Below are 14,788 nucleotides of genomic sequence, written 5' to 3'. Positions count from 1 at the left end.
AATAATAAGGTTTCAGACCGTGAACGACTTCTCCGCCGCCCAGCGCAGCCGCGTCACCATGCTTGATGTCGCCGAGCGCGCAAGCGTATCCAAGGCCAGCGTCTCGCGTTTCATCGGCGACGACCGCGTCCTGCTGTCCGATGCAATCGCTTTGCGCATCGAGCAGGCTATCGACGAACTCGGCTATCGGCCAAACCAGATGGCCCGTGGCCTCAAGCGCGGGCGCACACGCCTGATCGGCATGCTGGTGGCCGATATCCGCAACCCTTATTCAATTGCCGTGATGCACGGGGTGGAAACCGCCTGCCGTGCGCACGGCTACAGCCTGGTGGTGTGCAACACCGACCGCGATGACGAGCAGGAGCGCCAGCATCTGGCGCTATTGCGCTCGTACAACATCGAGGGGCTGATCGTGAACACCCTCGGCCATCACCGTGACGAGCTGCACGAGCTGCGCCGCGAGATGCCGCTGGTGCTGGTGGACCGCAAGGTCGACGGGCTCGACAGCGACATGATCGGGCTGAACAACCCGCAGGCAGTGGAAATGGCCTTGGCCCACTTGGAACAACGTGGTTATCGCGACGTGTTGTTGGTGACTGAACCTTATGACGGCACCAGTTCGCGGATCGAACGCGTCAGCAGTTTTCAGGCGCAGCTACAGCAGCGCTCTGCATTGAATGGGGCGGTGGTGGAAATCGGCGACGATCTCGCGACGCATCTTCAAACCTTTTTACACAATCCTTATCTCGGCCCGAAAGCGCTGTTTTGTGCCAATGGCGTGGCGGCGCTGGCCGCCACTCATGCGTTGCGCAAGATCGGTTCGCGGTTGTTCGAGGACATAGGGCTGATTGCCCTGGATGATCTGGATTGGTATCCGCTGGTGGGCAGCGGGATTACTGCGCTTGCGCAGCCAACAGAAGCGATTGGCGCGCGGGCGTTCGAGTGTTTGCTCAAGCGTTTGCGTGGAGATGATGAGGCGGCGCGGGTGGTGGATTTCGCGCCAGTGTTGGTTGTGCGAGGTTCCACCCTGGGGGTCTCGCAGTGATTGATCGGGCCTCATCGCTGGCAAGCCAGCTCCCACAATGTCCGTGTCGCTCACTAAACCGGTGGGCTCTGGCTTGCCAGCGATGACGCCCGCCAGAACCACACAGCACTGACTGATATTTTTTTGAACAAAAATGAAACCGGTTTCAGAGGTCTACAACAATGAATAAACCTGCCGTTTCCATCAGCCTGTCCAGCTACGGCGCCGAGCTAGTGCGCCAACGCGGGCAGGACTTTTTTATCGACGTGCTGGCCGCTGCCGGGGCCGATCGTATTGAATGGCGCGAAGAGTTGCTGACTCGCGAGAACCCCGCACAGTTGAGCGCAGCCGCCCAGGCACTGGGCCTGCAAAGCATCTATTCCTCGCCGATCGAGCTGTGGCTGGCCGGCCAGGCGCGCCCCAATCCTGAACTGATCACGGCCCTGCAGCACGCCGAGGGGTTCGGTTCGAAATGGCTGAAAGTCTCCCTCGGCTACTTCACCGACAATTGCGATCTGACGGTGTTGCAGCAACTGCTCGGCAACAGCCGTGTGCACCTGTTGGTGGAAAACGACCAGACGCTGCACGGCGGGCGGATCGAGCCGTTTCAACGCTTCTTTAATGCTGTTGAACAGCACAACTTGCCGATCAAAATGACCTTCGATATCGGCAACTGGCAGTGGCAGGACCAATCCGCTGCCAACGCCGCACGCCTGCTCGGTCGGCACGTCGGCTATGTGCATTGCAAAGCCGTGGCCCGGCGCGCCGACGGCAAACTGGTAGCAGTGCCGCCCGCCGTCAGAGACCTGCATCTGTGGGAGCAACTGCTGCGACACATGGACCAAGGCGTTATGCGCGCCGCCGAATATCCATTGCAGGGCGATGACCTGGTGGAGTTGACCACCGAACACGTCGCGACCCTCGCCCGCCTCGGCCAATCCCGTCTGGAGCCAGCCCATGTCTGAGATCGATATTCTGTCGTTCGGCGAAACCATGGCGATGCTGGTGGCCGAACAAAGCGGGGACCTGGCAAAAGTCGAGCACTTCCACAAGCGCATTGCCGGCGCCGACAGCAACGTGGCGATCGGCCTGTCGCGGCTGGGTTTCAACGTCGCGTGGCTGAGTCGGGTGGGCAATGATTCGCTCGGCCGATTTGTCGTCGACACCTTGGCGCGCGAGGGTCTGGAGTGCAGCCAGGTTGAAGTCTGCAAAACGCATCCAACCGGCTTCCAGTTCAAGTCCCGTTGCGATGATGGCAGCGACCCGCAGGTCGAGTATTTCCGTCGTGGCTCGGCGGCCAGTCACCTGTCGCCGCAATCGATCACGCCCGCACTGCTGAACGCGCGGCATCTGCACGCCACCGGTATTCCTCCCGCGCTGTCCGGTACGGCGCGGGAAATGTCATTCGAGCTGATGACCGGCATGCGCAATGCCGGACGCAGCGTGTCGTTCGACCCCAACCTGCGCCCGAGCCTGTGGGTCAGCGAGCGCGAGATGATCGGCGAGATCAACCGCCTCGCCGCGCTCGCCCATTGGGTGCTGCCGGGCTTGAGTGAGGGGCGATTGCTCACGGGGTTTGACGACCCGGCAGATATCGCTGCGTTTTATCTCGATCAGGGCGCCGAAGCCGTGGCGATCAAGCTCGGGCCGCAGGGTGCCTACTACCGCACGCAGCTGGATCAGGGCTTTGTTGCCGGGGTACCGGTGACCCATGTCGTCGATACGGTTGGCGCGGGTGACGGATTTGCGGTGGGCATGATCAGCGCCCTGCTGGAGCACCAGAGTTTTGCCGAGGCCGTGCGGCGCGCGAACTGGATTGGCAGTCGGGCGGTGCAGAGTCGCGGAGATATGGAGGGGTTGCCGACCCGTGCTGAACTGACTGTTGAATTCATGGACCCCATCGCTGGCAAGCCAGCTCCCACAGGGTCCTGTGGTGTTGCCACTGTTTTTGAAACACCACCAACCATTGTGGGAGCTGGCTTGCCAGCGATGAGGACCTGACAGTCAATCGATTAACCGAACCTGCTGCGACAAAAACAACAAGCTCAGGAGTCACACCCATGAAAACTGCAACCCTCGCCGCCCGCCGCTGGTGGTACATCATGCCCATCGTGTTCATCACTTACAGCCTGGCGTATCTCGATCGCGCCAACTACGGTTTCGCTGCGGCGTCCGGCATGGCCGAAGACTTGATGATCACGCCGGGCCTGTCCTCATTGCTCGGTGCACTGTTCTTCCTGGGCTACTTTTTCTTCCAGGTACCCGGCGCGATCTACGCGCAAAAACACAGCGTGAAGAAGCTGATTTTCGTCAGCCTGATCCTTTGGGGCGGGCTCGCGACGTTGACCGGCGTGGTCAGCAATGCCTACTGGCTGATCGTCATCCGCTTCATGCTCGGTGTGGTCGAAGCGGCGGTGATGCCGGCGATGCTGGTTTACCTGTGCCACTGGTTCACCCGCGCCGAACGCTCGCGGGCCAACACGTTTTTGATCCTCGGCAACCCGGTGACCATGCTGTGGATGTCGGTGGTGTCGGGTTATCTGGTGCAGCATTTCAGCTGGCGCTGGATGTTCATCATTGAAGGTCTGCCGGCGGTGCTCTGGGCGTTTATCTGGTGGAAACTGGCCGATGATCGTCCGGCCCAGGCCAAGTGGCTCAGCGACCAGGAAAAACACGATCTGGAAAGCGCCCTGGCCGCTGAACAGGTCGGCATCAAAGCGGTGAAGAACTACGCCGAGGCGTTCCGTTCACCGAAGGTGATCATTCTGGCCTTGCAGTTTTTCTGCTGGAGCATCGGCGTGTACGGCTTTGTATTGTGGCTGCCGTCGATCCTCAAGGCTGGCGCGCAAATGGACATGATCGAGGCAGGCTGGCTGTCGTCGCTGCCGTATCTGGCGGCCGTGATCGGCATGCTGCTGGTGTCGTGGGGCTCGGACAAACTGCAAAAACGCAAACGCTTCGTCTGGCCGCCGCTGTTGATTGCTTCCATTGCGTTCTACGGATCCTACGCGCTCGGTGCCGAACATTTCTGGTGGTCGTACACGCTGCTGGTGATCGCTGGCGCCTGCATGTATGCGCCTTACGGGCCGTTCTTCGCAATCGTGCCCGAGATTCTTCCGGCCAATGTCGCCGGCGGTGCGATGGCGCTGATTAACAGCATGGGGGCGCTCGGTTCGTTCGGCGGCTCGTACTTGGTGGGTTACCTGAACAGCTCGACCGGTTCGCCCGGTTCGTCGTACCTGCTGATGAGCGGTGCATTGCTGCTGTCGGTGGTGCTGACGATTTTCCTCAAGCCCGGCGCCAGTGATCGCGTCGTGACCAAAGCCGTCGCCACGCCTGCCGTGCCGGCTCACTCCTGAAGAGATCCTTGCCATGAAAAAACAGGTCGTTCTGTACAAGAAACTATCGCCCGCGCTCATGGCGCGCCTGCAAGATCAGTTTGATGTGACGCTGATCGAAAGCCTCGATGCCGACGGCCTCATGCAACTGCGTGATGCCCTGCCCCGCGCCCACGGCTTGCTCGGCGCCAGCCTGAAACTCGACGCCACATTGCTCGATCTGGCGCCACAGCTGGAGGCCATTGCCAGTGTGTCGGTGGGCGTCGACAACTACGACATCGATTACCTGACCCGCCGCAAGATTCTGCTGACCAACACCCCGGACGTGCTGACCGAAACCACCGCCGATACCGGTTTCGCACTGATCCTGGCCGCCGCCCGGCGCGTGGTCGAGCTGGCGAACATGGTGCGCAGCGGGCAGTGGCAGCGCAACCTCGGCCCGGCGCATTTTGGTACCGATGTGCATGGCAAGACCCTGGGCATCATCGGCATGGGCCGCATTGGCGAGGCGCTGGCCCAGCGTGGTCATTTCGGATTTGGCATGCCGGTGATTTACCACAGCCAGTCGCGTAAACCGGCGGTTGAGGCGCGATTCGATGCGCAGTACCGCAGCCTGGAAGACCTGCTCAAGCAGGCCGATTTCATCTGCCTGACCTTGCCGCTGACGGCGCAGACCGAGGGGTTGATCGGCGCCGAGCAGTTTGCGTTGATGCGCCCGGAGAGCATCTTCATCAACATCTCGCGGGGCAAGGTTGTAGACGAGGCGGCGATAATCGATGCACTGCGCCAGCAACGGATTCGTGCGGCGGGGCTGGATGTGTTCGAGCGTGAACCGTTGAATCAGGATTCGCCGTTGATGCAACTGGATAACGTGGTGGCAACCCCGCATATGGGCTCGGCGACGCACGAGACACGCGAGGCAATGGCGCGGTGTGCGGTGGAGAATTTGTTGGCGGCGTTGGGTGGAGAGAAGCCTTTGAATCCGGTGAATCCAGTGGTTTGGCAGGGCTGAGATTATCAGTGCCTGAATGGGCCCCATCGCTGGCAAGCCAGCTCCCCCAGTGGTGAGTGTCGCTCACAAATGTGATGAACACCGAATAACCTGTGGGAGCAGGCTTGCCAGCGATGAGGCCAGTACATCTGATGCAAAACGTTCAGGCACTGCGCGCCTGTAACAGCTGCGCGGCACACAGTGAAATCCGCGCACAGGCATCTGCCAGCCGCACCCGATCCACCACCAGCCCGATGCGAATATGCCCCGCTGCACTGGGTCCGAATGCCTCACCGGCCAGCACAGAGACGCCATACCCTTCCAGCAAGCGCTCGGCAAATGCCTGCGCGCCGAGTCCGGTCTGGCGCACATCGACCATCACGAACATGCCGCCATCAGGGCGGACCGGATGCAGCCCCGGGCAACCGTGCAAGCGCTCGCAGACCAGGTCGCGACGCAGGCGATATTCCTCACGCATCTGCGCCACTTCCGGCAGGTCGGTCTCCAGCGCGACTTGCGCGGCTTTCTGCACGAAATCCGGCAGGCCAAATAGCATGCTCAACGACAGATTGACCAGATGCCCGGCCAACGATTTCGGCCCGATCGACCAGCCGATGCGCCAACCGGTCATGGCATGGGATTTCGACAGACTGTTGATCGTCGCCGTGCGTTCGGCCATGCCCGGCAGACTCGCCGGACTGATGTGCTGGCCTTCGTAGAGAAGTTCGCTGTAGACCTCGTCGCTGATCAGCCACAAGTCATGACGCACGCACAGCGCGGCCAATTCCTGCCAGATCAGTAACGACAGGCTTGCACCGGATGGGTTGTTGGGACTGTTGAGCAGCATCACGCGGGTTTTCGCCGTGATGCGCGCCGCGACATCGGCGGGATCGACGCGAAAGCCGTTTTCCGGGCGAACCGGCACCGGCACCACCGTCGCGCCACACGCACCGAAAACGGCTTCATAGGTGACGTACATCGGTTCGGCAATGATCACCTCGTCACCCGGATCAAGCAGGCATTGCGCCACCGAATACACGGCGCATTGCGCCCCGGGCATGACGATCACATGGTCGGCATCGACCACTTGGCCACTGCTTCGCCGATGACGTTCGGCGATCAGCTTGCGCAGCGCCAAGCGGCCACGTACATCGGAATAGTGCGTGTCGCCGGCCAGCAGACTGTCGATCGCGCCGTGGATGATCGGCAGCGGCGTATCGAAATCCGGATCCCCGACGCTCAGCAATAAAATATCGACACCCTGAGCGCGCAACTCCAGTGCCCGGTCGTGAATTTGCCATGCCGCTGCGCCTTCGCCGGCGATTCGTTGGGTCAAGGCTGAATAGCGCATGCACGTCTCCTGATTGCGCAATGTCCAGCCTTCACCCTATCTCAATTCACAAAACGCGCCAGCGTCAAAAAGAATTAACTCAATTGAAAAAGACCTTCATCGTAATGCTTTTAACGAAGGGCCACACCTGTCAACTCTGACAGTAGCCCCTGCGCAAGTTTCCCCCCTTAAATAGACAGGCAAAACCCTTCCCATTGCGTACGTTATGAGCGAATAACCACATGTTAATTTCAGCTGAAGAAACACAATCCTTCAAACCTCCAGTCATCGACGGAGCCCTCCCCGACATTCCTGATGGACAGGCTAATCTTTTGCCCATCAGTCAGTTGGACCGCCCACTCAACATTACAATCGTGGAGGCCTTGATTGACCCTCCCATTCCACAAGGCCGGCGAGTTGATCTACATACGAAAGTCGGTTTGAGAGGGAGCGTTTTAGCAACTGCGGCAATCCAGTCAGTGACTACGCCGATACAATTTCCTATTCCCAGCGTGATACCCCCGGATTATTTTATTACCGAAGGAATCTACGAAGTGCGAATTGTACTGGAGTATCTTGGAAGCCACTCGGAGTCGGGTCCTGCCTTTTTCGAAGTAGACAAGACCGCCCCGAATTTTGGTAGTCCGGCCGCCCCGCCTGATCTTCCGGAAGAAGTGATCCGTGATGGCCTCACCTCCGACTATCTAGAAAAAAACCAAGACAAGGTCGTCATTGGAGTTGCGCCCTACTTCGGTCAGCGCCCAGGAGATGCCATTGAGCTTTATCTCGGCCGTTTCAACGAGCCTGTTTCAAGTACACAGGTCCTGGACTCAACCTCGGTTACACCTATCGAGTTGAAGGGGAGCGTTGTCCGTAACATAGGCAACGGCAATTGGCCGGTTTTTTTTACGCTAAAGGATCGCGCCGGCAATACAGGTCCGGTATCCAGAAGCCAATCCATCGACGTTAAACTGACCTGAATACCTTGTAACTACGAAAGGCGAAGCACACTTAATGCTTCGCCTTTTTCCTCCCAGAATCAGTCGCTCAAATCACAAAACGCGCCACCATGGCGTTCAAATCCACCGCCAGGCGCGACAGTTCGTGGGTCGCGGCGCTGGTCTGGTTGGCGCCTGCGGCCGATTGCGTGGCCAGGTCGCGGATGTTGACCAGATTGCGGTCAACTTCGCGCGACACCTGCGCCTGTTCTTCCGAAGCGCTGGCGATGACCAGGTTGCGTTCGTTGATCTGGTGGATCGACTGGGTGATCTGCTCCAGCGCAACGCCGGCGGCGCGAGCCATTTCCAGGGTGGACTGGGTGCGCTGGTTGCTTTGTTGCATCGATGAAACTGCTTCGCCGGTGCCGTTCTGGATACCGGCGACCATTTTTTCGATCTCTTGCGTCGACTGCGCGGTGCGATGAGCCAGCGCGCGCACTTCGTCCGCCACCACCGCAAAGCCGCGGCCGGCTTCACCGGCACGCGCTGCTTCGATGGCGGCGTTGAGCGCCAGCAGGTTGGTCTGTTCGGCGATGGCGCGGATCACGTCGAGCACCTTGCCAATGTCGCGACCCTGGGCGGCGAGACCTTCGATCATGTGCGAGGTGTTTTGCACGTCGTGGGTCATGGTCTGGATCGCGTCGACAGTCTTAACCACTTGATCGCGACCTTCGCGGGCGGCGTGAGTCGACTGGTTCGATGCTTCGGAGGTCGACACGGCATTGCGCGCGACTTCCTCGACAGCGGCGGTCATCTCGTTGACGGCGGTGGCCGCTTGTTCGATTTCATTGTTCTGCTGTTGCAGGCCGCGTGAGGCTTCTTCGGTCACGGCGCTGAGCTCTTCGGCAGCGGCACCCAGTTGCGTGGCGGAGCCGGCGATCTGTTCGATGGTTTTGCGCAGGTTGGTTTGCATGGCTGCGAGGGCTTCGAGCAGGCGAGCCGGTTCGTCCTTGCCATCGACTTCGATGCGTTTGCTCAAGTTGCCGCCAGCAATGGTTCGCGCGGCTTCAACGGCGCGGTTCAACGGGGTGACGATGCTGCGGGTCAGCAGCCAGGCCAGCAGCACGGTCGCCAGCGCAGCAACGACGGCGACAATGATGATGCCGGTGATGGCGCTGTCGTAATACTTACCGGCCTGAATCGACGCGGCTTTTGCGTCGGCAGCATTCATTGCGATCAGCTTGTTGAGCTGCTCGCCCATCTGGTCGGTGCCGTCCTTGATACGCGAGTTGATCAAGGCGCGCATTTCGTCGAGTTTGTCCTGACGCGACAGCTCCAGCATCTGGCTCTGCGCTTGCAGATAGTTGTCCAGCGTCGTAACGAATGTCTGGTAAAGCGCCCGTTCTTCAGCGCCTGCGGGCAGCGCGGCATAGCTGGCTTGAGCATTGCGCACTTTGTCCACCAACACATTGATGCGAGTCTGCGCCTCCTGCAAACCAGTGGGCTCGCGATTGACCAGCACGCGGAACGACAGAATCCGCAGGCGCAGCACGTTTTCCGTCACCACGCTGAGGTGCGTCACGCTGGGCAGTTGCGTTACGTCCATGTCGATTGATGCCTGGCGAATGATCGACATGCGATTGACGGCGAATACGCCGAGCACGATCACCAGCAAGGCAATAAAGGCAAAACCGAGGAAGGCACGGGGCGCGATATTCAGGTTACGCAAGGACATAGTTGGACTCTCGGAGGATAGAAACTACGAGCATCCATGCCTTGATCACCGGCCCGCGGGGCGGGCTTCAGTGCGGCGTCACTGTTTTGAGATTTGTTGTGCGCGCCTGTTGGCTGTATCGGCCGGACTTGAGGAAGGATGTGGGTAGAGATGAAATATTTTTCAGGGTGTAACGGCAGTGAAACACCCGACCGCCCATGTCGACGGCGCATTGCGTAGGTGCGAATGTCTCAGGGTTTTGCGGCCAGTTGCCACACACGGGCGATATCGGTAGCCCGTTCGCGCAGCAGTCGTGGTGCTTCGGCGCACGCTTGTTCGAGCGTCATCGGGCCACTAGTCACGGCGAAAGCGGCATCGATGCCGTGGCCATACAGTTCTTGATAACCGTCCCCCAGGGTTCCGGCGATTACGATCACCGGCACGGCATAGTGCTTGGCAATCCGCGCCACGCCGAACGGAGTTTTGCCGCGAAGCGTCTGCGCATCGAAGCGCCCTTCGCCGGTAATCACCAGATCCGCGCCCTTGACGGCTTCGGCCAGCCCGACCAGTTCGGCCACCACCTCGACACCGGCCTGAAACTGCGCGTCAAGAAACGCTTTGGCGGCAAAACCCAAGCCCCCCGCCGCGCCACTGCCCGGTTCATCGCGCACGTCGTTGCCCAGCACCTCGGCGCACAATTGCGCGAAATGACCGAGGGCCTGATCCAGTTGTTGAACCTGCGCTGGCGATGCCCCTTTCTGCGGGCCGAAGATCGCCGATGCACCGTGCGGGCCGCACAGTGGATTGTTGACGTCCGCTGCGATATCAAACCGCACCTGCGCCAGACGAGGATCGAGCTCAGTCAAATCCACACGCGCCAATTGCGCCAATGCCAAACCGCCCGGCACCAGCATTTGGCCTTGGGCGTCGAGCAACTTCACACCCAACGCCTGCATCGCCCCTGCTCCGCCATCGTTGGTGGCGCTGCCGCCAATCGCCAGGATCACCCGTTGCGCACCGGCATCGAGTGCGGCGCGAATCAGTTCGCCGGTGCCGAACGTGCTGCTGATGCAGGCATCGCGCTTGCCCGGCGGCACCAGTTGCAATCCGCTGGCCTCGGCCATTTCAATGATTGCCGTGTGGTTGTGCGGCAACCAGCCCCACGCGGCATCAACCGCCGAGCCCAACGGGCCACGCACAGTAGTGCGGCGCAACTCGCCTTCGCACGCCGCCAGAATCGACTCGACCGTGCCTTCGCCACCGTCAGCCATCGGGCATTTGACCAGCGTGGCGTGCGGCCAGACTTGCGCCAGGCCCAGCGCAATGGCCTCGGCAACGCCTTGGGCACTCAGGCTGTCCTTGAACGAATCGGGGGCGATGACGATCTTCATATGAATTCTCCAGTTCCAATGCCCCTCATGCTGCCAGTCGGCATGCGCATTGACGCCTGTCTGCTGCACAAGTGGCGCAGGGGTTTATTGTTCATTTCTACAAAAGGTCCTGGTGTTGATGCTGAATGTTCCGGCGCCATCGCTGGCAAGCCAGCTCCCACAGGGGCTTCGGTGGCTACCGATAGTGTGAACACCCCTAAAAACTGTGGGAGCTGGCTTGCCAGCGATGGCATCAGTGAAAGCAGCAATTAACCCGGTTCAATCTGCGGCAACAACTGCACACCCAGATACAACGCCAGCATCCCCTCCAGCCTTAGCGGATCCACCCCGCTGATCTCGGCAATACGCTCCATCCGATAGCGCAAGCTGTTGCGATGAATACCCAGCGCATCGGCACAGGCCTGACTCTGGCCATCGTGATCACACCAACTGCGCAGCGTCGCCAGCAACTGGCCGTTGCCGTCCTTGGCGATCACCTTGCGCAGTGGTTTGAGCAGTTCATCCAGCGCATCGTCGTTGCGATGGCGCCAGAGCATCACCGGTAGACGATAGCGATTGAGGGTCAACAAGCGCGAATGGGGCAATACCTCACGGCCGTAGGCCAGCAGATCGCCGACCCGACGATAACAACGGCGCAACCCGACCAGCCCGTCCGCCTGCCCGCCCACCGCAATGCGCAGGATTTTCCAGCCGAGGCCGTCGAGTTTTTCCAGCAAACGATCGTGCTCGATGTTTTGACTGGCCGGCCGACACCACAGCAGCGACGACTTGGCCGAGCTCACGCACCAACTGTCCGGGTATCGCGAGGTCAGCCAGGCACTCAGCGCTTCGACCGTTTGCCCCGGCCCGTGCTCAAGACCCAACTCGAACAGATACGGCACACGCGTCAATTGCGGCTTGAGCCCGAGTTGCTGCGCCTCGTCGACCAGACGCGGTGAATCCCCCGCGTCGCTCAGCAGCAAGGCCAGCAGATCATCGCAACGCTGGCGCCGCCATTGCTGCTCGGCCTGCTGATTGCGTTGGCCCACCAGCATTTCGGCGGTCATGCGCACCAGTTCGGCGTAAGTGCGCAGATGCTCTGGTTCGCCGGTAATGCCCAGCACGCCAATCAAGCGCTGATCGAGCCACAGCGGCAGATTGATCCCCGGCTGCACACCCTTCAGATGCAGGGCTGTCGGCGCGTCGATCTCCACCACGCGCCCGTTGGCCAACACCAGTTGCGCACCTTCGTGGCGGGTGTTGATGCGCTCCGGCTCGCCGCTGCCGAGGATCAAGCCCTGGCTGTCCATGACGTTGACGTTGTACGGCAAAATGGCCATGGCCCGGTCGACGATGTCCTGAGCGAGGTCGTGATCGAGTTCGAACATAACGGCTGCAATCCTTCTAAACAGGCGCGGACGGTTGGTCACCCGCACAGGGTCTGGTGGCAAACCCTGTGCTCAGGCACAAAGACAATCCGGCCGAAGGTGGCCGAGACTCTCAGGGCGATCAACGTTACCCTTTGCATCGCAAAAAATCATAATAAAGAGAGAGCCGCTATGTCGCAGAGCGCCGCAGCTACCCAGACCATCGACGACGATAAAAACGCCGTTTACAAACGCATTACCCTCCGCCTGATTCCCTTCATTTTTATCTGCTACCTGTTCAACTACCTCGACCGGGTTAACGTTGGATTTGCCAAACTGCAGATGCTCGACGCGCTTAAATTCAGCGAAACCGTGTACGGCCTCGGTGCCGGGATCTTCTTTATCGGCTACGTGCTGTGCGGCGTACCGAGCAATCTGGCCTTGACCAAATTCGGTCCGCGGCGCTGGATTGCGCTGATGATGATCACCTGGGGCACGTTGTCGACCTGCCTGTTGTTCGTCACCACACCGACCGAGTTCTATACCCTGCGCCTGTTCACCGGTGCGGCCGAAGCCGGGTTCTTCCCGGGCGTTGTGCTGTATCTCTCGCAGTGGTTCCCGACCTTCCGTCGTGGCCGGATCATGGCGCTGTTCATGTCGGCGATCCCGGTGTCCGGCCTGCTCGGTAGCCCGTTTTCGGGCTGGATTCTCAATCACTTCGCGGCGGGCCAGGGCGGTTTGGCCGGCTGGCAGTGGATGTTTTTGCTGCAAGGCATTCCGACCGTGGTGCTGGGCTTGCTGGCTTACTTCCTGCTGAGCGACAGTTTCGCCAAGGCCAAATGGCTGACCGCGCATGAGCGCGCGGTACTGGAAGCGGATCAAGCCGAGGACCTGGCGAACAAACCAAAAACCACCACCGATTCGCTGTTGGCGGTGTTCAAAAACCCTGCAATCTGGGCGTTCGGCCTGATCTATTTCTGCATCCAGAGCGGCGTGTACGCGATCAACTTCTGGCTGCCGTCGATCATCAAGAACCTCGGTTTCAGCGATAACCTGGTGATCGGCTGGTTGAGTGCGATTCCGTATCTGCTGGCGGCCGTGTTCATGCTGGTGGTCGGGCGTTCTGCGGACCTGCGCAAAGAACGCCGCTGGCATCTGGTGGTGCCTATGTTGATGGGTGCGATCGGTCTGGTGATTGCGGTGAATTTAGCCGGCAATCCGGCCATCGCTATCCTGGGTCTGACCATCGCGACCATGGGCGCGCTGACCGGCCTGCCGATGTTCTGGCCGGTGCCGACGGCCATGTTGAGCGCGGGCGCTGCTGCCGGAGGGTTGGCGCTGATCAACTCGATGGGACAGATGGCCGGATTCCTCAGCCCGTACCTGGTGGGTTGGGTCAAGGACAGCACCGGATCGACGGATGCGGCGTTGTATCTGCTGGCCGGTGTGATTGTTGCCGGGAGTGTGTTGGCATTGCGCATGACGCGGACATTGCGCGCCTGATTCAAGCCGTAACAAAAGATCGCAGCCTGCGACAGCGCCTGCACGGGATGGATGTACGCCGTGCAGGCGCTGTCGCAGCTGCGATTTTTTGCTTTGTCTTGCGCAGCGCATCTGATATTTGATTAGCGTTTTCCACCGACAAAAGGATTTCGGCATGAGTTATCGCACACTGGGTCACTCAGGACTGCAGGTCTCCACCCTCACCCTCGGCACGATGATGTTTGGCGAGCAGACCAGCACTGAGGAATCGCTGCGCATCATCGACAAGGCGTGGGATCAGGGGATCAACTTCATCGACACCGCCGACGTGTATACCAACGGCCGCTCCGAAGAGATCGTCGGTGAAGCGATTGCCGGTAATCGCCACGAATGGGTGCTGGCGACCAAGGTCGGTTTCGGCCCGGTGGACGGTGTGCCGAACCGTAGCGGCCTGAGCCGCAAACACATTTTCAACGGCATTGATGCCAGCCTGACCCGGCTCGGCACCGATTACCTCGACATCTATTACCTGCACCGCGAAGACCACAACACGCCGCTGGAGGTCTCGGTGGCGGCGATTGGCGATCTGATTCGTCAGGGCAAGATTCGTTACTGGGGTTTGTCTAACTATCGCGGCTGGCGGATTGCCGAGGTGATTCGCATCGCCGATAAACTCGGCGTTGATCGGCCAGTGATCAGCCAACCGCTGTACAACATCGTCAACCGTCAGGCCGAGACCGAGCAAATTACTGCGGCGCAGACCTATGGCCTCGGCGTAGTGCCTTACAGTCCGCTGGCTCGTGGCGTGCTAAGCGGCAAGTACGCGCCGGATGTGACACCCGACGCCAACAGCCGCGCCGGGCGTCAGGACAAGCGTATTCTGGAAACCGAATGGCGGGTCGAGTCGTTGCGCATTGCCCAGCAAATTCAGCAGTACACCGAGGGCCGAGGGGTGGGCATGGTTGAATTTGCGATCGCCTGGGTGCTGAACAACAGTGCAGTGACGTCGGCGATTGTAGGGCCACGCACGGAAGCCCAGTGGGATGCGTACACCAAGGCGCAGGCAGTCAGAATCACGGCTGAAGATGAAGCGTTTATCGATTCGCTGGTGGTGCCTGGACATGCATCGACACCAGGCTTCAACGATGTCAGTCATTTTGTGTCAGGGCGTAAACCCCATTCGGTGTGACGTTTTCCTCTCTACCTTGGCGCTCTCACTACAGGAAAGCGCCAA

The 14,788-nt window shown here is 60.1% G+C and carries 12 protein-coding genes; 8 read left to right on the top strand and 4 right to left on the bottom strand.

The features are described 5' to 3' along the window. Positions 1–19: 19 nt before the first annotated feature. From AB4P91_RS17925 to AB4P91_RS17905, 5 genes are all read left to right on the top strand, one after another. Positions 20–1,045 carry a LacI family DNA-binding transcriptional regulator gene (locus tag AB4P91_RS17925; protein WP_395603342.1) on the top strand — a complete coding sequence of 342 codons (1,026 nt, stop codon included), beginning with the start codon at positions 20–22 and terminating at the stop codon, positions 1,043–1,045. Between the two features lie 161 nt (positions 1,046–1,206). Beyond that, positions 1,207–1,989, top strand: a complete 783-nt coding sequence (locus AB4P91_RS17920; protein WP_150591973.1) for an AP endonuclease — start codon at positions 1,207–1,209, stop codon at positions 1,987–1,989. Beyond that, positions 1,982–3,025 carry a sugar kinase gene (locus AB4P91_RS17915; RefSeq protein WP_395603341.1) on the top strand — a complete coding sequence of 348 codons (1,044 nt, stop codon included), beginning with the start codon at positions 1,982–1,984 and terminating at the stop codon, positions 3,023–3,025. Before AB4P91_RS17920 ends, AB4P91_RS17915 begins: the two co-directional genes overlap by 8 nt. A gap of 59 nt (positions 3,026–3,084) precedes the next feature. Beyond that, a complete protein-coding gene (locus AB4P91_RS17910; protein WP_395603340.1) occupies positions 3,085–4,383 on the top strand; it encodes an MFS transporter in 1,299 nt (432 codons plus the stop codon). Between the two features lie 13 nt (positions 4,384–4,396). Further along, positions 4,397–5,374 (top strand): 2-hydroxyacid dehydrogenase, encoded by a 978-nt coding sequence (locus AB4P91_RS17905; protein WP_395603339.1) that lies wholly within the window; start codon positions 4,397–4,399, stop codon positions 5,372–5,374. 142 nt (positions 5,375–5,516) lie between these two features. On the opposite strand, the gene AB4P91_RS17900 is transcribed toward AB4P91_RS17905, so the two are convergent. After that, positions 5,517–6,704, bottom strand: coding sequence for a pyridoxal phosphate-dependent aminotransferase (locus AB4P91_RS17900; RefSeq protein ID WP_150591977.1), 1,188 nt, complete (start codon positions 6,702–6,704; stop codon positions 5,517–5,519). Between the two features lie 221 nt (positions 6,705–6,925). Here AB4P91_RS17900 and AB4P91_RS17895 point away from each other — a divergent pair, with 221 nt between their 5' ends. Beyond that, a complete protein-coding gene (locus tag AB4P91_RS17895; RefSeq protein WP_150597825.1) occupies positions 6,926–7,663 on the top strand; it encodes a hypothetical protein in 738 nt (245 codons plus the stop codon). Positions 7,664–7,730: 67 nt separating this feature from the next. On the opposite strand, the gene AB4P91_RS17890 is transcribed toward AB4P91_RS17895, so the two are convergent. The 3 genes from AB4P91_RS17890 to AB4P91_RS17880 form a co-directional block, all read right to left on the bottom strand. Next, positions 7,731–9,356: a methyl-accepting chemotaxis protein gene (locus AB4P91_RS17890; RefSeq protein ID WP_150591979.1), complete on the bottom strand. Its 1,626-nt coding sequence runs from the start codon at positions 9,354–9,356 to the stop codon at positions 7,731–7,733. Positions 9,357–9,586: 230 nt separating this feature from the next. After that, complete coding sequence (locus AB4P91_RS17885) at positions 9,587–10,726, bottom strand: glycerate kinase (protein WP_395603338.1); 1,140 nt, start codon at positions 10,724–10,726, stop codon at positions 9,587–9,589. A 248-nt stretch (positions 10,727–10,974) separates the two neighbouring features. Next, positions 10,975–12,093, bottom strand: a complete 1,119-nt coding sequence (locus tag AB4P91_RS17880; protein ID WP_150591982.1) for a sugar diacid recognition domain-containing protein — start codon at positions 12,091–12,093, stop codon at positions 10,975–10,977. 171 nt (positions 12,094–12,264) lie between these two features. Here AB4P91_RS17880 and AB4P91_RS17875 point away from each other — a divergent pair, with 171 nt between their 5' ends. Then, on the top strand, positions 12,265–13,575 hold the full coding sequence (locus tag AB4P91_RS17875; RefSeq protein ID WP_395603337.1) for an MFS transporter: 1,311 nt from the start codon (positions 12,265–12,267) through the stop codon (positions 13,573–13,575). 154 nt (positions 13,576–13,729) lie between these two features. Next, positions 13,730–14,743: an aldo/keto reductase gene (locus tag AB4P91_RS17870; protein WP_395603336.1), complete on the top strand. Its 1,014-nt coding sequence runs from the start codon at positions 13,730–13,732 to the stop codon at positions 14,741–14,743. Positions 14,744–14,788 lie beyond the last annotated feature (45 nt).

This window comes from Pseudomonas sp. B21128, assembly GCF_044218865.1.
GTDB classification, from domain to species: domain Bacteria; phylum Pseudomonadota; class Gammaproteobacteria; order Pseudomonadales; family Pseudomonadaceae; genus Aquipseudomonas; species Aquipseudomonas iridis.
Note: the sequence above shows the minus strand (reverse complement) of the source record. Positions and strands in the feature narration are given on the sequence as shown.

Coding starts and splice junctions, on each gene's coding strand:
- AB4P91_RS17870 (WP_395603336.1), top strand. CDS start 13,730: ATGAGTTATCGCACACTGGGTCACTCAGGACTGCAGGTCTCCACCCTC.
- AB4P91_RS17905 (WP_395603339.1), top strand. CDS start 4,397: ATGAAAAAACAGGTCGTTCTGTACAAGAAACTATCGCCCGCGCTCATG.
- AB4P91_RS17920 (WP_150591973.1), top strand. CDS start 1,207: ATGAATAAACCTGCCGTTTCCATCAGCCTGTCCAGCTACGGCGCCGAG.
- AB4P91_RS17900 (WP_150591977.1), bottom strand. CDS start 6,704: ATGCGCTATTCAGCCTTGACCCAACGAATCGCCGGCGAAGGCGCAGCG.
- AB4P91_RS17880 (WP_150591982.1), bottom strand. CDS start 12,093: ATGTTCGAACTCGATCACGACCTCGCTCAGGACATCGTCGACCGGGCC.
- AB4P91_RS17885 (WP_395603338.1), bottom strand. CDS start 10,726: ATGAAGATCGTCATCGCCCCCGATTCGTTCAAGGACAGCCTGAGTGCC.
- AB4P91_RS17875 (WP_395603337.1), top strand. CDS start 12,265: ATGTCGCAGAGCGCCGCAGCTACCCAGACCATCGACGACGATAAAAAC.
- AB4P91_RS17895 (WP_150597825.1), top strand. CDS start 6,926: ATGTTAATTTCAGCTGAAGAAACACAATCCTTCAAACCTCCAGTCATC.
- AB4P91_RS17910 (WP_395603340.1), top strand. CDS start 3,085: ATGAAAACTGCAACCCTCGCCGCCCGCCGCTGGTGGTACATCATGCCC.
- AB4P91_RS17890 (WP_150591979.1), bottom strand. CDS start 9,356: ATGTCCTTGCGTAACCTGAATATCGCGCCCCGTGCCTTCCTCGGTTTT.
- AB4P91_RS17915 (WP_395603341.1), top strand. CDS start 1,982: ATGTCTGAGATCGATATTCTGTCGTTCGGCGAAACCATGGCGATGCTG.